A 16,926-nucleotide genomic window follows, 5' to 3' on the forward strand; every position below is an offset into this window, starting at 1 on the left:
TGTAAAATGAAAAATAATAAAAATGTTGTATCTAAGACTAAGCAAGATTTGATAGATGCATTTTGGTCTTTGTATTGTGAAAAAAGAATTGAGAAAATAACTATAAAAGAAATTACAGTTAAGGCTGGTTACAACCGTAGTACGTTTTATGAGTATTTTACTGATATTTATGATGTACTTGAACAAATAGAAAATTCAATCATTCCCAGTTTAGATGAGTTGCCACCTATCTCTATACTAAATAAAAACAATGAAATTCCGATAAATATGTTTTTAAAACTATATGAGCAAAATGAAAAATATTATTCAGTTTTACTTGGAGACAATGGTGATCCTGCTTTTGCAAGTAAGTTAAAGGACTCTGTTAAACCTCTGCTTAAGGAAGCTTTAGCTACAGAGGTAAAGCTTAATGATTTAGAATTTGATTTTGTTTTGGAGTATATACTATCATCTATGATTAGTATTATGAGCTATTGGTTTAAAAATGATAAGATATTATCTTCCGATAAGTTGATTTTTATTATGAAAAATATTATGGAAAATGGTATACATAGTATTTTCAATAAATAAAGTGTATAAATTATATTCGATTCTTAAGAACTTTACATTTTACTTGGGTTATATAATTTATTGACTATTTTTTTCAAGCTTACCTAACAATATACTTTCTAGTGTTTATCTATTTATAGTTTAAAACTTGGTACAAATCCTCTCCTCCATTAATACTATAATATATAGGAACAAACTTCATGGGGGTGGCATATATGAATGAAATTGTAAAAGTTACAGATTTATCTCAGACCTTTTACACCAAAGAAGGAGAACTGGAAGTTCTAAAAGACATCAATTTTTCCTTAAACGAAGGACAAATACTTACACTACTTGGACCATCTGGTTCTGGTAAATCAACTATTCTTAATATATTAACTAAACTTTTAAAACCAACTAGCGGTGACGTTGTTATAAAGGGTAATATCGGATATATGTTTCAAAAGGATCATCTGCTAGAATGGCGAAATATCATGGATAATATAACTATCGGTCTAGAAATTCAAAATAATAAAACTAAAGAATCTATTGAACAAGTGGAAAAACTATTAAAAACTTACGGCCTATGGGAATACCGCTATATGTATCCTAAAGAACTATCAGGTGGTATGAGACAACGTGTGGCTCTTATCAGAACATTAGCTGTTAATCCTGATATATTACTTCTTGATGAGCCATTCTCTGCTCTTGATTATCAAACAAGGTTACTTGTTAGTGATGATGTTTTTAAGATAATTAAAAATGAAAACAAATCTGCTATATTAGTTACTCGTGATATAAGTGATTCGCTATCTATAAAAGTGCAACTTTAGAAGATGATGTTATTGTAGATTTACCTAAATCCGATATAACTCTCACTCAAGAACTAAAAGATGTTGATTCTATAGATATAAGCTTAGCCCCTGAGTTTAAATAAGATACATTTGGAGACAGACTTATAAAATCTAGAGTTGAATTAGGATTATCAATTTCTGAAGTTGCTAATTTATGTAATGTTACATATTCTGTTATAAGTGGATATGAATCTAATAGATATTATCCTACTAAAGAAATGCTTCATCTATTGTCTTCTAAATTTAATATGGATTATATGTGTATGTATGGATGGTTATACAAAACTAGTATATAATTTTGATATGTTTTTAGACAAGCTTAAACTATGGATGAACAGAAATAATTATACTAGAGAGATAGTAGCTAATAAACTTGGAGTCTCCCGTTCTATACTTAGATATTGGTTTAATGGTGGTGTTATTAAAATTAGTACTTATAATAAAGTAATCAGTAACTTAATAAAATACCAGCTATTGGAATAGTACTAAAAAATTACGTAGTTCATAGACTAATTATTATATAACTGTAAAAAGCAATATTATACAAAATACCCTGAGTCTATTTTTCAGACACAGGGTATATAACCACAATCTTATATTTATAATCAAATGTTTTATAATTCACAACTATAAGCACCTACTAATGCAAATGGTGTAAATATAGCTTCTGTTATGATAATTGCTACTATAAAAGGAAGCTCAATCCATACTGCTAGTATTATAAATAATAACAATGCAATAGCAAATAAAAAAATACATGCAAACAATCTTTGCAATACACTTCTCAAGCTACCAATTTTCTTGCCTTTTTTAGGAAGAATCATTCCAAATAAAATTAAACTTACAATTGCAAATATTATATAAAGTAGTATAGACGGTTTTGTTTGAGCTAAAACTTTACAACAAAAATATAACAATATACTAAATTCTGCAGCAAGTGCAACGCATGCAATATGTTTTACACTTTTAAATATATTTGATTTTGTATTGTTATTCATAACAGCTAGAGTTATTACAGTAAAAATCATACTTGATAAAACAAATGGTTCATTTATGTATGAGTATGAAGCTTTCGTTACAATAGTAGCAAAAACTATCGCAAAAGCATTTCGTATCATATCTAACATTCCAGGAGAAGATTCTGCTCCTCCTCTACTTTTTTTATTATAATTTGCTGATATTGGTTTAACTTTATAGTTATGTGAATCAATTTCTTCTACTGCTTTAGTGAAATCAGGCAATTTATTTACCGTATTCTCGTAAATATCTTCAGCTTCGCTAGATAAACTACCATTTTCATTTAAAATAGGTGTATCTATTACTGCTTTAACAGCACCTGCAAGTGAACGTGTAACAGCAATTAATTTAAGCTCTTCATGAGTAAGCTTAGTTGCATCTACTCTCTTTCCTTTAAACAATCCTATTTTACTACGCGTCATACCATCAAGTAAACTCGTACATTCAGAAAACATACTATTTAATTCAACTAATAGACTATTAAACATTTCACACCTATCTGAAATAGCTACACATAATGTTTCTGATATTCTCATTTTTTCAACTGCAGCTTCTGCTTCTGCATATATAGTTCGCGCTTTTTCAAGATTTTCATCTGCCTTTATACTAGATGAAATTCCAGTAAATAATAGCGTAGGTGCTGCAATAGCAGCAAGTGGCGTCATAGCTGCTCCAAATGATAAAGCGGAACCTGCAAGTCCTGCAGCCATACCTACTTCTCCTGCCATAAGTGCCGTTCCCGCTGTAGATAAGACACCTGTTACTACTGGTAAAGAACCACTTGATGCTAGTGCAATTACAGCCCCTGTTGCTGCACCTGTTGCTGCACTTGAAAAAGCAGACTGATATATTTCTGACATTTCTCGTAATTGCAGAGCTTCCTGTTGATCGATTGTAAAGTTTGATATTTCCTCTAATCCAACCGATTCACTTAATTCAATATTTTTAATACGTTCATACGCTTGCAAAAACTGTTGCATTGAACTTTCTAAAACAGTTTTCTTTGCATATCCTAAATCAAGCAATGATGATTCAGTTTTCTTTTGCGAATATTCTAGTGATCTTTTCGCATCATCATATAACTCTTGTGCCTCTTCTGAAATTCTTTGAGCCCTTTCATTGGTTTCTTTTGCGTCAAAATGCGCTCCTGCTCCAATAGCTCCTGCCGCTAAACCTAGCCCAGCTAATAGAAATGGTACTGGCATAATATTTCCTCCCTATAATATATCTACTGAGTCATTAGATAAAAAATCTTTAAACTCTTCAACGGTGTCATAATGTATGTTTCCGCCTAATTTTCTAGTAATACGGTTTGCTCCTGCAATTACTCCATCAGCATCTCCAGCTTGAAATGCATAATTAATTTCTAATAGAGCTTCATCAAAACAATCTTGGTGTTCTTTAAAGTATGCTTCAAGATAACATTCAAGTTCTTCTCTAAAAAATCTTGCTTGCTTAGCTACAATTTCGCATTCATCAATAATTCTCTGGCGCTCTTGATGTTCAAGTTCTTTAGTCTTAAGAGTATTAATTAGTTCATTATAATATCTACTTGTAATTGTTGAACCTACCAACGCTCCTACAGCAGCTCCTACAATCGGAATCGGAATAATAGCTTGTCCAACAGCCATTGAGTAGCCTGCTGTTGCAAAATTAAGCCCTTTTTCTCCAAGTTCTCTTATACATTCTTGAGTTGATATTTCACAATTTCCATAACGCTTTAGAGTGTCCCCTGTAACGATTACCGCTGTCATGACGTTTCCTGGCACATTTGATTTTGATAAAGCTTGTAAAAACTTAGACGATGAAGATGATAAGCTATGAGAAAGTGTAGTCAATCCTCCACCTAAAACATATCCTGTGGCAGTAGCTTTTCCAACATCTACAGCTGTATCTGCTAGAGCATCTTCTGTACTTTTTTCTCCTTTAATAACTGCTGTTATATTCATCACTCCCGACATGGTTGCAGCAGTAATACCTGAATTTTGGGCCGAATATTTTCCAGCTTCATGTCCAGTTTTAATAACATTTTTCATAGATGTTTTTTGTACTTGCTTTTTTATTTCAGCTTGTGATTTTCTTCCACTTTCAATGGCATCACGTTTACCTTGTTCAGAAAATTCTACACCTGTTTTCTTAAGATATTCATCATCTGTTACAAGTTCTTTATTTGTACGACTACGCTTGGCATTGTTAGTTTTTCTCGATATAATTTCTAGATTTTTATCGCTATTTGCAATATTCTTTATGTCCTCTTTTTTCAACCATGGATTTTTTCCATTATCCTTAAATATCTTTTCAATTGGTGTTATGTGATCCGTTTCGGCAAGATGATTTTGCCATCGATCTCCATATTTTAATTTAGCATCAACTTTTCTTATTTCAAGTATATCTCCAGTATAAGGATCTCGAACTTCAGAACCTTTAAAAAATGCATCTTTTTTCGTTCTTGCTTTTGCAGAACCACTGTCAAATAGTTTTCTATTCCCTGTATATGTATCTGGCTTTGTATAAGTACTTAACGCTTGATTTGTTGACATTCGTGCTGAATCAGTAACAACCAAACCTACTGTTGTAGTTATAGAACTTCTAGTGTTTTCATTACTATCAGTATCTTGTATATTTTCCACTGACGTGCACTGTATTTTTTTCTTTTTGAAAAAATTAAACATATTAAATATCCTTTCTTAATTTTTTACAACTTCTTTTATTTATAATATGATATTCCTCTAAAGTATAAATTTCAGCAAAATACTTATTATATATCTTATTTACATTACATATCATAGGCCTATTATTATAAATTGAACACTTATTATCTAACTCATCTAAGTGCTTACATATCCCGTCTCCTCTATCTAAATTTCTATACAATTCATTTAAATTTAGACTTTTGCAGCATCTGCCACACTTATCACAATCAAATTTTTTCATAGCCTAATCACCAATGCTTCAATAGCATTCATACATTCCTTAATCATAAAATATAATTTATCGAATTTATCTTTCATATCTTTTAAGAATAACTCCTGCCTACGTAGAAGTATTTATATATAATCCTTTCTCTAATTTTTATTTTAACTAAACTACAATACTCTACACCACTATAAAATATACTAATATAAATGTTATTATTCTTTAATAGTATAGCTACATTTTTATCTTATTCAGCTAATTTTTTATATCCATAAGGTATATCTTCTTCTACCTTTATGGTACCTATATTTTTCACAATTTAGTCTCCTCTTTATTAAACTTTTAAGTCCACTATACCTTCTACATTAAATTCTTAACCACTTAAATACATAGCTATATAATCTTTTGCATTTATATAATTGACATACATCTAAACTATATTTATTAAAGACTTTATAATTTCTTTGTCATTATTTTTATTTAATTGATCTTCTTTGCCTAAGTAATCATTATAATCCATTATCTATAAACAAATTTTATGCAATTCTTCCTTATATGTTTCAAGTATATCCTCTACTGAAAACTTATCTAGAACTTGTTCTGTATTTATAACTAGTTTATAATGTAGTATTACATTTTATAGCTTTCTATACAATAATGTATCACACTTTTTTATATTTTTTTGTCATTTTTTGTAATAATCTTACTTTTTATCATTTATTTTTTGAGTAACAGACGAAGTCGTTGACAACAAGAGATAAGCATCTTTTTTTATAATTTACTTCATTAACCAAAACACCTAACAATTTCCCTCTAATACAATGTCAACATCTCCATCAACTCATTTCTAACCTCATACTTCAACCTCTCTGGACTAAGCACAACAGCATCCTTACCCAACTGAAACACCCATCTAGCCAAACCTTTACCTACCTTAGCCACAAACCTTCCATTATAACTACCATCACTATTATCAACTATCCTAATATCATCACCAAACTCATCTATCATAAAATTAAGCAAATTTCTCTCAAACCTTAACTCAACAACACTCTCCTCACCTGGGAACATTTTAAAACTCTTCTTAGAATAAATCGCTGGATTAAAGCCACCCTTACAATCTTCAATCCCATCTAAACATCGAGCTTCACTATCAACAATCTCAATACTCTTCATCCTATCAACCCTGTAATTAGACAAGTCATCATGCCTCTTGTCAGCAAGAATTAAATAATAATTCTCATTCTTTAAAATAGTAGCTATAGGAGTTACCGTATATCTCTTTTGCACATTTTCCTTATTCAACCTTGGTACTAGATCCCTGCTAGAATTATAATCATAATAACAAAATGATATCTTCTTCTTATCTCTAATTGCTGTATTTATCTTATCTATACTGATAAATATCTCTTCATTCTTAGACTTTGATCTATCATCTACAAATACTTGATTACTTAAATCTTTTTTAATGTATATAGAATTTAATTTACATAGCTTGTCTATCAACTCTATAGTTTTCTTCTTAGTAATAAACTTGCTAGATGATATTGAATCTATTAGAATTTTAATTTCATGTTCTTCTAATCTGTGATTAATAAAATGATACCCGCCTGTTTCTTCATTGTAAGAGCTTACCTCTAGTCCAATCATCTTCATGTCATTTATATAGGAATATACTGTTCTCCTATCTACAGTTACACCTATCCTATTGTGCATGTGATGATTTATTTCTTTTATTGATATTGATGTATTCTCATCAGAGTAAGTACTTAGAATATCTATAAATGTGTAAAACTTGATATTATTATTAACTTTATTTTGAATCATCTTATCTCCCTATTTTTCTAAATTTATACAATTTTTTCTTACATATATAATTATATATATTTTAATAGATTTTCACACTAAAACGGTGTACAAATTTATGTACACCATTTTAAATTCTATCTTTGAATATATATTCTCTTTATTATCCTCAATTTAAATATAAATCATCTAGGAAACTAAAATTTAAATATAAATATAATTTAACATAGCCACTATACTTTCATTATCAACTTATCCACACCAAAATTCCTAACCAAAGCCTGTTCCGTAATAATCCAAGTAGTCCCAATCTTCTTCACATCTACTCCCTCAAGTAGCTTATTCCTTGTCACTTGCTTTCTAAAACAATAATCTTCCTCTGTGTTTTTACAGACGCATATATTTGCTATAAAATCCATTTATTCACCAGCATTGGATAGCGGAGCAACGGTTTTATCCAATGCGGTATACCAAGCAGTAATATCTATTGCATCCACAAGGTAAATAGACTCGTCTGTTAATATGAGAAATGCACATTAAATTCCCCCTAATGTAACTTATTTATAACGTGAATGGCTATTATTTCTATACACAAAAACGAACTCTAGTCACCTAGAGTTCGTTTTTGTTGATGGATATACCTTTATTTTGAGGCAGCCCATTTTATATTTATATATTTATAATATCAAAATATTCACCTATTAAAGCTTGGTACTTTTCTGATATCTCTTCTTTTGATATTTCATTTTTAATAACACGGTATTTGAACACATGGTCTACCAGTCTCTTATAATCATCCCTATTTATGATACTATCTATAAATGCTTTTTTGCTCTTAAAATCACTTATATGCTCCCCATCATTTGCTATCATAGGTGATATTATACTAATTTTACTATTATGATTTCCATTTCCATATACACATAAATCTTCATATCCTTTTATACAAGGTATCTCTAATCTATTTATTTTTCTCCCTGAATATAAGTTATCTTCCTCTGAATTTATTAATATTAATGACTTTATGTAAAATTTTCTGGTATCTTCATCCATATCCACATAAAATTTATCTAATTCTCTTCTGTTATTAAAAGTAAATTCATTTTTAAAATAAATAAACACATCTTTGTCATCTATTTTCTTATATTTAATTTTATCATTACCAAATTTTTTAAGTATAGATGTAAGAATAGGGTCTATAACTATAATCTCTTCATCTATTAGAGCATTTTCTTTATTTATCCATGTTTGCATAAGTTCAAAGTCATACTTATCATGGCTTTTCATAAAATTATCTATATTTAAGCAAACTAGCTTAGGATATTTGTCTATTAATTCTATAAATCTAACTTCATTATATTCATATATTCCATCTTTGCTAAGCTTTAATACAGCAACTAAATCTATTATTAAGTTATCATAATTTAGTATTTTCTTATATATCTTCTTATGTAAGGAATCAAATTTATTTAGCACACTATATTTAAGCATATATCTATATAAATTTAACCTTATAGGTGGTATAGTTTCCTTTTCAAACATATCCATAAATAAATTTAACTTTACCGATGGTATAATTTCCTTTTCTGAGATATCCCTAAGCTTATCCATTGTTTTATCAAAGTAAAATTTTTCTGCTTCTTCAAGTATCTTTTTTAGATCATCTATACCATATTTAGTTAATTTACTTCTATCTATCTTTAAGCTCTTCTTTGTGTCAAATCCATGTATATCTACATGCATACTATTATATAAACCAATTAACTCTCTATTTACGTAACAGCCTTTAAATGATATCTCCGTTAATGCTCTAGGATAAATTTCTAAATCTTCATTATATTCTTTAATGTCTATATATACACTGTTTTCTTTATCCCATATATAAACGATGCTTAAATCTTCAAGTATATGATACATATACTTTTTGTCTACGTTACTATCTTCTTCAAATAATTTTCCTATATATGGACCTATAGGTTCTCTGCATATATCTTTTATATTTTCAACTGTATCTTTTACTTCTAGAGGAAATATATTTTTTCCTATATTCTCATTTATATAGTCCTCAACTCTATATTGAGTTATATTCTGCTGTGAAAATATATCGTAGTTATTTTCTATATAATCCCATGTTTTACTACCTAAACTGTATTTATAATATTTAGAACCACTAAATTCTATATGAAATTCAGTTCCTCGTTTTATTTTTTTGTTTGTCGATTTTACATTTATATAACTTTCTCTTTTAGATGATGTAAAGTCTATCTCAAGTATTCCGTCTCTATCAGACTTAGTAAAAGCTTTAACCTCATCCGTTACCAAAAAAGCTGATTGTATACCTATACCAAATCCACCTGTTGGCCTTAACCATAATGGCATTTCTTTAGTTTCATGCTTATACTTTTTTCTAAAATCATAGCTATTTCCAACATTGCACATGTTTTTTAAATCTTCAATACTAATTCCAGTACCTCTATCTTTTATAATTACTTTTATATCATGCTCGCCTTTAGCTTCTAATTTTACTTCTATCTTGTAATTATCATATATTCTAGAATCTATATCAAAAGGTGTTAGATTCCTTATTCCTTTTTTTAGTCCATCCTCAGTTATCCATGAATCATATATTCCTTCTTTTAAATCTTTAAATAACTGTATTTTACTAGCATCAAGTGCATTTTGTATAAATTCTCTTATAAAAGTAAGTTCATTTGAGTAAATATTAGATCCTTTTAATATATAAAATGCTTTTTCTTGAGATATTTCAAATTTTAAGTCAGATAAGTTATGTTCATCTAACTTTCCATTTAATAATAGTTCTTTTTTATTTAATTTAGGTGGATACCATCCTATTTCTGGTGGTATTATATCGCTCCAACCCATAGTTACATTCTTTATCTCAGATTCAATATATTCTATCCATCTTCTAGCTTCTCTATAAACTTCGCTACTACTACAATCATATCTTACTTCTATATTCTCAGGCATAATTAATACATGTCTTACTGACTGATGCTTTTCTTTATGATTTTTAGATGTCTCTGCCATATATCCAGTAACTTTTTCTGTATATTCATTGAACCGTCCATTATCTAAATCAAGAACATCACCTAATCTTATAAGTTCTGCTATAAATCTTGGATGAATATAGTCACTATTGTATCCATTAGATATATAATCAAGTTTAAGTATATCTTCAAAACTTTGAGTATGCATAAATGCTATTTCGGCTATTATACTAACTAATCTTTTATGTATAAGTCCATTTTGAGTTAAATCTAATTCCCATTCATTTAATTGACTTAGATATTCTTTAGTTAGTAATGAATGTTTCCCTCTAAAATATGACGATATAATCTCTATAGCATGTTTTCTAATTTCTAGTGGCCATGTATTTTCTACGTTATTTATATTATCTTTAAAATTATTTATATACTTACAAGCCTCGCTTAAATTTATATCATATGATTCTTCACTTTCTTTAATAAAATCTTGGAATTCATCACTTTTCCATTCATCTTCAATCTTTGAATATAATAATGCCATTCCAAAATCATGTAAGTATGCACAATTCAATATTAACCATGTATCCGTAGGTGATAACCTTTCTATTCTTTCTTTTCCAAGTAACATCTCTATATTAGTAATTATGCTTTCTGAATGACTATCATCATGTAAGCTATAATGAGGATAGTTAATAGATACATTCCTTAAAATTTGCTTATATGTTTTTTTACTGAGTTCCCATGATGAACATAAGTTTTTATATTCATCATTAGATTCACATATCTTATTTAAATGAGTTTCTAATTTATAGTTATATTTATTCTCCATCGTTATCTTCCCCTTTATTATCATTTTCTTCTTTAAATTTATCTAATTTCCATAATCCTCTTTCATCATCAATTATAGATTCTATATTTCTTATTAGTTGTTTTTCTCTATTATCTTTAGAATATATCCCTACTTGTCCGTTGAATAATGAGCATTGTGACTTTATTAGTTCAACATGATTTCTATACCTAAACCAAGTATCCTTCATTGTAAATAAAGTTAATATACCTGTAATTATAGTTGCTATAGTAGATATTCCAGTTATAATTATTGGTGAATCATCAAGTCCTAACTGATTTATAAAAGGTATAGATGCATTTATAACAAGTAGAATCACACTTAATGTATAAAATAATCTTTTATAAAAGGTTGCTTTATTTATATACCAAGATAATATATGGTCTATTCTATTTTTTATATATTCATCTTGTATCTTTGATGTATACATTTCTAATGATTCTTTTTCTTTACTTAATGTATTTATTCCTAAATTTTCACAAGTTCTATCAAACATAATATCCCCTCTTTTTTAATAGTCGTTTAAATTTCAAATTATATTTTACCATATTTTTCAATAATCTATTTTACTTTTAATCCTAAACTACATATTTTTTTCAAGTATCATGACATTTACACAAAGACAACCCCTCAGGTCTATCTTATAGTACTGTATATTATTCTCCAAATTTACGCTACTATATCGCTTCTAACTATTATAAAATACATCCATTCTGGTACAAATCATACCTTTATTTAATACTATAATATATAGGAACAAACTTCATGGAGGTGGCATATATGAATGAAATTGTAAAAGTTACAGATTTATCTCAGACCTTTTACACCAAGGAAGGGGAACTGGAAGTTCTAAAAGACATCAATTTTTCCTTAAACGAAGGACAAATACTTACACTACTTGGACCATCTGGTTCTGGTAAATCAACTATTCTTAATATATTAACTAAACTTTTAAAACCAACTAGCGGTGACGTTGTTATAAAGGGTAATATCGGATATATGTTTCAAAAGGATCATCTGCTAGAATGGCGAAATATCATGGATAATATAACTATCGGTCTAGAAATTCAAAATAATAAAACTAAAGAATCTATTGAACAAGTGGAAAAACTATTAAAAACTTACGGCCTATGGGAATACCGCTATATGTATCCTAAAGAACTATCAGGTGGTATGAGACAACGTGTGGCTCTTATCAGAACATTAGCTGTTAATCCTGATATATTACTTCTTGATGAGCCATTCTCTGCTCTTGATTATCAAACAAGGTTACTTGTTAGTGATGATGTTTTTAAGATAATTAAAAATGAAAACAAATCTGCTATATTAGTTACTCATGATATAAGTGAAGCTATATCAATGTCTGATGTAGTTGTAGCTTTATCTAAGCGCCCTGCTACAGTTAAAAATATTTACAACATAGACCTAAGACAAAATGAAGATCTTACACCACTTCAAACTCGTAAAGTTCCTGAGTTCCAAAATTATTTTGACATACTATGGAAGGAGCTGGATTCAAATGAGACTAAGTAAAGATTCTGAAGGATATTTAAACTATATAAAAACAGTTAAAAAAAATAAAATAAAGATATTAATTTCTCAAATCTTACTTCTTGTAGGATTTATAGCTCTTTGGGAAGTTCTAGCTAATTTCAAAGTTATAAATACTTTCTTATTTAGTAAACCTAGTGATATATATCATTTATTTATGACATATGTACAAAATGGAGAATTAATGACACACATATGGATTTCTGTATATGAAACTGTACTAGGACTTGTAATTGGTACAGTACTTGGTATATTAATAGCTATAGCCCTTTGGTGGTCTGAAAGACTTTCTAAAATTTTAGATCCATTCTTAGTAGTTTTAAATGCTTTGCCTAAAACTGCTCTAGCTCCTATTATAATAGTTTGGGCTGGTGCTGGTATAACAGGTATAGTTGTTACTGCTGTTACTATATCAGTAGTTGTTACTATTTTATCTGCATATAACTATTTTATAAATGTTGATGAGGAAAAAGTTAAAATGTTAAGAAGTTTTGGAGCATCTAAGAGTCAAATTTTATTCAAGCTTATAATTCCATCTAATATAGGTAACTTGATAAACCTTACTAAAATTAATATAGGTATGGCTTGGGTTGGAGTTATAGTTGGTGAGTTCTTAGTATCTCGTGCTGGTATTGGTTATTTGATTGTTTATGGTAGCCAGGTATTTAAACTAGACTTAGTAATGATGGGTGTATTTGTATTAGCATTTTGCGCATGGATCATGTATGAAATTTTAAATATTATAGAAAAAATTTATAACTCTAGAAGATAAAACAAAGGGGGCTATCTCTTAATAGAGATATGCCCCCTTTTAAATTATATAAAAATATTAATTTTCTTCTTTTAAAGTATAATTTTCTAATTTATTTTCCTTTGGAATAACATTAAATAATAGTATTGATGAGAACACTAGCATAATCATGTCTGTTATTGGCTGTGCATAGATAAATCCATTAAATCCAAGTACTTTATTTAATATAACTAAAAGAGGCATATAAAGTATTCCTTGTCTTGATATAGATAAGATAAATGCAACAACAACTTTACCCATTGATTGTGCTGACGTTGTAGCTATCATTTGACCACCTACAAAAGGAAGTGAAATTATTAGTGCTCTAAGTATAATTGCACCTTTATTTATAACTTCAGCATCACTTGTAAATAATCCAATTAATGAATTAGCAAATACTCCAAATACTAAAGCTAAAGTTATTCCTATTATAGAAGTTATTATTATTCCCTTTTTTATAATCTCTTTTACCCTGGCTGTGTTATCACTTCCATAATTATATCCAACTAAAGGTTGACATCCTGCTGAAAATCCCATAAATACAAAAGTACCTATAGTCATTATCTTCATAGCAACACCCATACCAGCAACTGTCAATGTTCCATATCCTATAGCTATATTATTTGCAATAACTGTAGCTACTCCCATTAACATTTGATTTAAAGATGCAGGAACTCCTATTGTAAATATTTCTTTAAATATATTTTTATCATATCTAAACTTCTTTAAATTTATTTTTAAAGTTGTTTTTGAACTTAAAAATGCATACATAAAGTATAATAGTGTTGATGTTTGACCTATTACAGTAGCTATAGCAGCTCCTGATATTTGAAGATTAAATCCAAATATTAAAACAGGATCTAATATTATGTTAACAACTGTACCTAATGTAAGGCCTATTACTGATTGCATTATATTTCCTTCTGAACGAAGAAGTTGACCAAGTGCATAACTACACATAACAGGTATTGCACCTATAAACATTATAACTATATATTTGTAAGTATAGTCAAGCGTAGCATCATTTGCACCCAATCCTTTTGCTATCATAGGAGACATAAATATACCGCCTATCATAACTACTATACTCATAATAATTAAAATTCCAACTGCTATTGATATAGTTTTATTAGCTTCCTCATAATCTTTTTGACCAATACATCTTGATATATATGATGATGAACCAGAACCAACTATTCCTGCTATTGCCATTAACATCATAAATACAGGAAGTGATATATTTGCTGCTGCTAATTGATTAGAATCATTTAACATTCCTATAAAATACGTATCTACTAAGTTATATAAAACTTGAATCATCATACCCATAACCATAGGTATAGATAGTTTTAGTATAGCTTTTGAAACTTTTTCATCTCTTAAAAGTACTATTTTTTTATCTTCCATTTTCCTACTCCTATTTCTATTTAATATTTTTTTTATTTTTCATACAAAATTTAGCGATTAATTTTAATGCTTCATTTATTTCTTGTCTTTCATTTTCTTCAATGTTGTTGAACATATTATTTATACCACTGTATAAATTTTCTTCTAACTTAATTGCCATTTCTGTTCCTTTTTGTGTTAATTCTAAATTTGTTGATCTTTTATCATTTTCATCTTTAATTTTTAATATATATCCATTCTTAATTAAAGTATCAACAGATGTTGTAAAAGCACCCTTTTGAATCCCTATATAAGAATTAATTTTACTCATTTGTCTATGTTCATGTTTATATACAAATAATAAAATTTTTGAATGTGTTTCATTAAGATTAGAGTCTATTTCTTTTATTGATGAATACTTAAATATATTTTTTGTAAAGTGATGTATTATCATAAAGTTTTCTATAAAATCTAAATTTTTCATATGCTATCCTTTCTAATTGGTTTTATTTAAAACTAATATTTATTTATAATTTACCCTAGAAAAATAGTTTTAAACAAAAGTTTTATTTAAAACTATTTTTTATTATCTTAAATCATAGCTCTTTATTTATAAAAATGCAAACTCTCCTTTAACTATTTATATAAATCATGAAAGTTTTCCATTAAAACAAGGACACCCAAAATGGTGTCCTTTTCTTGGCATTAACTATTATCGATCTTATTCAACTATATCCATTAAAAGATATAATTTATCTTCATCAACAGTTCTCTCAATAAAAGAAAGAGGATATCTATAATACATTGTGCTCTCATGGCAAACAAATATTAAGAAATCATCATCTTTTCTAATAAATTCAGTTGTATGTTTAAGCTTTTCAGCACAAAATAGTGCTATCTCTTCCAGAAAAGTAAATGTATCATCAGGCAACTCTATTCTATCTAATATTCCATTTTGCACTGGTATACCAAAGTCATCATAGTATCCCTTTGGTATAGGAATGCTATCGTCATACATATAATAAAGTATTGAGCCCCAAAAATCTCTTGTGTGATTATTTGTGAAGAAAAATATATTTTCAACTTCATTTAAATATTCAAATTCTTGCACATCATATTTGTGAAATTTAAACCCTTTTTTAAGTTGAACATTAAAACCATCCTTAGTCTGATATCTAACTTTTATGCCATATTCTTCTCCATAAAATATTTCTAACGCTATTGCATATATACTTTTATCACAATTAGAAAGCTGATTTTTTAATAAATTCAGTATCTCTAAGTATACATTTTCTTTAAAATATTCAAAATTTTTCAAAACACCACTCCTTGTATTAAAGTGCTCCAACAGAGCTAATAAAGAGAATCAATCAATTTCAAGTTGTTTGCAATAAATGTCTTTTCAGGATGTTTAGAAAGGTGCTCCCGTGCATAGTCATAAGGACTTAGTTTTGTTTTTTCAAGAATAAGAGTAGTTATTGCTCTAGCAGGTACAGACTTAAAGTCAACTCCAGCACCAACAAGAATTTTTATTGTTTCTCTTCTATCACCACGATTATCAAGCACTAATGTATCATGATAAATTGACTTCTCAACGCCCTTACAACTTTCGTACATCTTATCTAAATCAGCTCCACACTCTATTAGGCAACGTATTGCATCAGAAGCATTATAAATAATTGCCCAACAAAGTGATTTACTCATATGTATTGGCTCTACACCATTTTCTAATAAAAACGATATTGCGTCACAGTTATTAGTCTCTGCTGCATCCTGCAATGTTGATAATTTATCTACTGAAGTTGCACTAACTAAACATCCATGCTCCACTAAAAATTCTGCAAAATTTTTGTCCCAAGCATGTAATATCAATTGGCTTAGTGCATTCCTATTTTGGCATCCTTTTTTATTAACATTAGCACCTTTTTCAATTAAATATCTTGCAACATCCAATTTTTTTTCTTCTATACAAGCAAGTAATGCGCTGTTTTTTAGAAAATTTCCTTGTTCCATATTCGCACCAGCTGATAATAAAAGATCAATTGCCTCTATATTTCCATTTTTAGCAGCAGCATGCAAAGGTGTACCTGTTTCTATAGTACTCTTTTTTAATTGAGCTGGTTTTACATCAATTATTCGCTCTTTAATCAAATCCATATCATTTATGTAGCATGCATACAACAAAGAGTTATCCTTTTCCATAGTTAAAATCCTTTCTTACTATAT

General features: G+C 28.6%; 15 protein-coding genes. 5 read left to right on the top strand and 10 right to left on the bottom strand.

The genetic code is table 11. The features are described from left to right. Nucleotides 1–6: 6 nt before the first annotated feature. From NWE74_RS03175 to NWE74_RS19275, 3 genes are all read left to right on the top strand, one after another. Nucleotides 7–570 (top strand): TetR/AcrR family transcriptional regulator, encoded by a 564-nt coding sequence (locus tag NWE74_RS03175; RefSeq protein ID WP_258241790.1) that lies wholly within the window; start codon nt 7–9, stop codon nt 568–570. A gap of 194 nt (nt 571–764) precedes the next feature. Then, nucleotides 765–1,361: an ABC transporter ATP-binding protein gene (locus tag NWE74_RS03180; RefSeq protein ID WP_258241791.1), complete on the top strand. Its 597-nt coding sequence runs from the start codon at nt 765–767 to the stop codon at nt 1,359–1,361. A 125-nt stretch (nt 1,362–1,486) separates the two neighbouring features. Further along, complete coding sequence (locus tag NWE74_RS19275; RefSeq protein WP_420330205.1) at nt 1,487–1,678, top strand: helix-turn-helix domain-containing protein; 192 nt, start codon at nt 1,487–1,489, stop codon at nt 1,676–1,678. 318 nt (nt 1,679–1,996) lie between these two features. Here the strand turns inward: NWE74_RS19275 and NWE74_RS03185 are convergent, their stop codons facing one another. The 6 genes from NWE74_RS03185 to NWE74_RS03210 form a co-directional block, all read right to left on the bottom strand. After that, nucleotides 1,997–3,604, bottom strand: coding sequence for a hypothetical protein (locus tag NWE74_RS03185; protein ID WP_258241792.1), 1,608 nt, complete (start codon nt 3,602–3,604; stop codon nt 1,997–1,999). A gap of 12 nt (nt 3,605–3,616) precedes the next feature. Continuing rightward, entirely contained in the window at nt 3,617–5,071 is a 1,455-nt protein-coding gene (locus tag NWE74_RS03190; RefSeq protein WP_258241793.1) for a hypothetical protein, read from the bottom strand. Between the two features lies 1 nt (nt 5,072). Further along, nucleotides 5,073–5,333: a YkgJ family cysteine cluster protein gene (locus tag NWE74_RS03195; RefSeq protein WP_258241794.1), complete on the bottom strand. Its 261-nt coding sequence runs from the start codon at nt 5,331–5,333 to the stop codon at nt 5,073–5,075. Nucleotides 5,334–6,128: 795 nt separating this feature from the next. Then, nucleotides 6,129–7,142 carry a helix-turn-helix transcriptional regulator gene (locus tag NWE74_RS03200; protein ID WP_258241795.1) on the bottom strand — a complete coding sequence of 338 codons (1,014 nt, stop codon included), beginning with the start codon at nt 7,140–7,142 and terminating at the stop codon, nt 6,129–6,131. A gap of 648 nt (nt 7,143–7,790) precedes the next feature. Continuing rightward, the gene (locus NWE74_RS03205; protein WP_258241796.1) at nt 7,791–10,955 is read right to left on the bottom strand and encodes an ATP-binding protein; all 3,165 of its coding nucleotides are present in this window, start codon (nt 10,953–10,955) and stop codon (nt 7,791–7,793) included. Beyond that, nucleotides 10,945–11,469 (bottom strand): DUF4231 domain-containing protein, encoded by a 525-nt coding sequence (locus NWE74_RS03210; RefSeq protein ID WP_258241797.1) that lies wholly within the window; start codon nt 11,467–11,469, stop codon nt 10,945–10,947. Before NWE74_RS03210 ends, NWE74_RS03205 begins: the two co-directional genes overlap by 11 nt. A gap of 269 nt (nt 11,470–11,738) precedes the next feature. Here NWE74_RS03210 and NWE74_RS03215 point away from each other — a divergent pair, with 269 nt between their 5' ends. Beyond that, entirely contained in the window at nt 11,739–12,506 is a 768-nt protein-coding gene (locus NWE74_RS03215) for an ABC transporter ATP-binding protein (RefSeq protein WP_330666279.1), read from the top strand. Further along, on the top strand, nt 12,493–13,296 hold the full coding sequence (locus NWE74_RS03220) for an ABC transporter permease (RefSeq protein ID WP_258241798.1): 804 nt from the start codon (nt 12,493–12,495) through the stop codon (nt 13,294–13,296). Before NWE74_RS03215 ends, NWE74_RS03220 begins: the two co-directional genes overlap by 14 nt. Before the next feature lie 57 nt (nt 13,297–13,353). Here the strand turns inward: NWE74_RS03220 and NWE74_RS03225 are convergent, their stop codons facing one another. The 4 genes from NWE74_RS03225 to NWE74_RS03240 form a co-directional block, all read right to left on the bottom strand. Next, entirely contained in the window at nt 13,354–14,721 is a 1,368-nt protein-coding gene (locus NWE74_RS03225) for an MATE family efflux transporter (protein WP_258241799.1), read from the bottom strand. A 16-nt stretch (nt 14,722–14,737) separates the two neighbouring features. After that, nucleotides 14,738–15,184, bottom strand: coding sequence for a MarR family winged helix-turn-helix transcriptional regulator (locus NWE74_RS03230; protein ID WP_258241800.1), 447 nt, complete (start codon nt 15,182–15,184; stop codon nt 14,738–14,740). 237 nt (nt 15,185–15,421) lie between these two features. Continuing rightward, nucleotides 15,422–16,018: a hypothetical protein gene (locus NWE74_RS03235; RefSeq protein WP_258241801.1), complete on the bottom strand. Its 597-nt coding sequence runs from the start codon at nt 16,016–16,018 to the stop codon at nt 15,422–15,424. A gap of 35 nt (nt 16,019–16,053) precedes the next feature. Next, nucleotides 16,054–16,902 (bottom strand): ankyrin repeat domain-containing protein, encoded by an 849-nt coding sequence (locus tag NWE74_RS03240; RefSeq protein WP_258241802.1) that lies wholly within the window; start codon nt 16,900–16,902, stop codon nt 16,054–16,056. Between the last annotated feature and the right edge of the window lie 24 nt (nt 16,903–16,926).

Source organism: Romboutsia lituseburensis (assembly GCF_024723825.1).
Taxonomy (GTDB): Bacteria; Bacillota; Clostridia; order Peptostreptococcales; family Peptostreptococcaceae; genus Romboutsia_F; species Romboutsia_F lituseburensis_A.

Coding starts and splice junctions, on each gene's coding strand:
- NWE74_RS03175 (WP_258241790.1), top strand. CDS start 7: ATGAAAAATAATAAAAATGTTGTATCTAAGACTAAGCAAGATTTGATA.
- NWE74_RS03180 (WP_258241791.1), top strand. CDS start 765: ATGAATGAAATTGTAAAAGTTACAGATTTATCTCAGACCTTTTACACC.
- NWE74_RS03185 (WP_258241792.1), bottom strand. CDS start 3,604: ATGCCAGTACCATTTCTATTAGCTGGGCTAGGTTTAGCGGCAGGAGCT.
- NWE74_RS03190 (WP_258241793.1), bottom strand. CDS start 5,071: ATGTTTAATTTTTTCAAAAAGAAAAAAATACAGTGCACGTCAGTGGAA.
- NWE74_RS03195 (WP_258241794.1), bottom strand. CDS start 5,333: ATGAAAAAATTTGATTGTGATAAGTGTGGCAGATGCTGCAAAAGTCTA.
- NWE74_RS03200 (WP_258241795.1), bottom strand. CDS start 7,142: ATGATTCAAAATAAAGTTAATAATAATATCAAGTTTTACACATTTATA.
- NWE74_RS03205 (WP_258241796.1), bottom strand. CDS start 10,955: ATGGAGAATAAATATAACTATAAATTAGAAACTCATTTAAATAAGATA.
- NWE74_RS03210 (WP_258241797.1), bottom strand. CDS start 11,469: ATGTTTGATAGAACTTGTGAAAATTTAGGAATAAATACATTAAGTAAA.
- NWE74_RS03215 (WP_330666279.1), top strand. CDS start 11,739: ATGGAGGTGGCATATATGAATGAAATTGTAAAAGTTACAGATTTATCT.
- NWE74_RS03220 (WP_258241798.1), top strand. CDS start 12,493: ATGAGACTAAGTAAAGATTCTGAAGGATATTTAAACTATATAAAAACA.
- NWE74_RS03225 (WP_258241799.1), bottom strand. CDS start 14,721: ATGGAAGATAAAAAAATAGTACTTTTAAGAGATGAAAAAGTTTCAAAA.
- NWE74_RS03230 (WP_258241800.1), bottom strand. CDS start 15,184: ATGAAAAATTTAGATTTTATAGAAAACTTTATGATAATACATCACTTT.
- NWE74_RS03240 (WP_258241802.1), bottom strand. CDS start 16,902: ATGGAAAAGGATAACTCTTTGTTGTATGCATGCTACATAAATGATATG.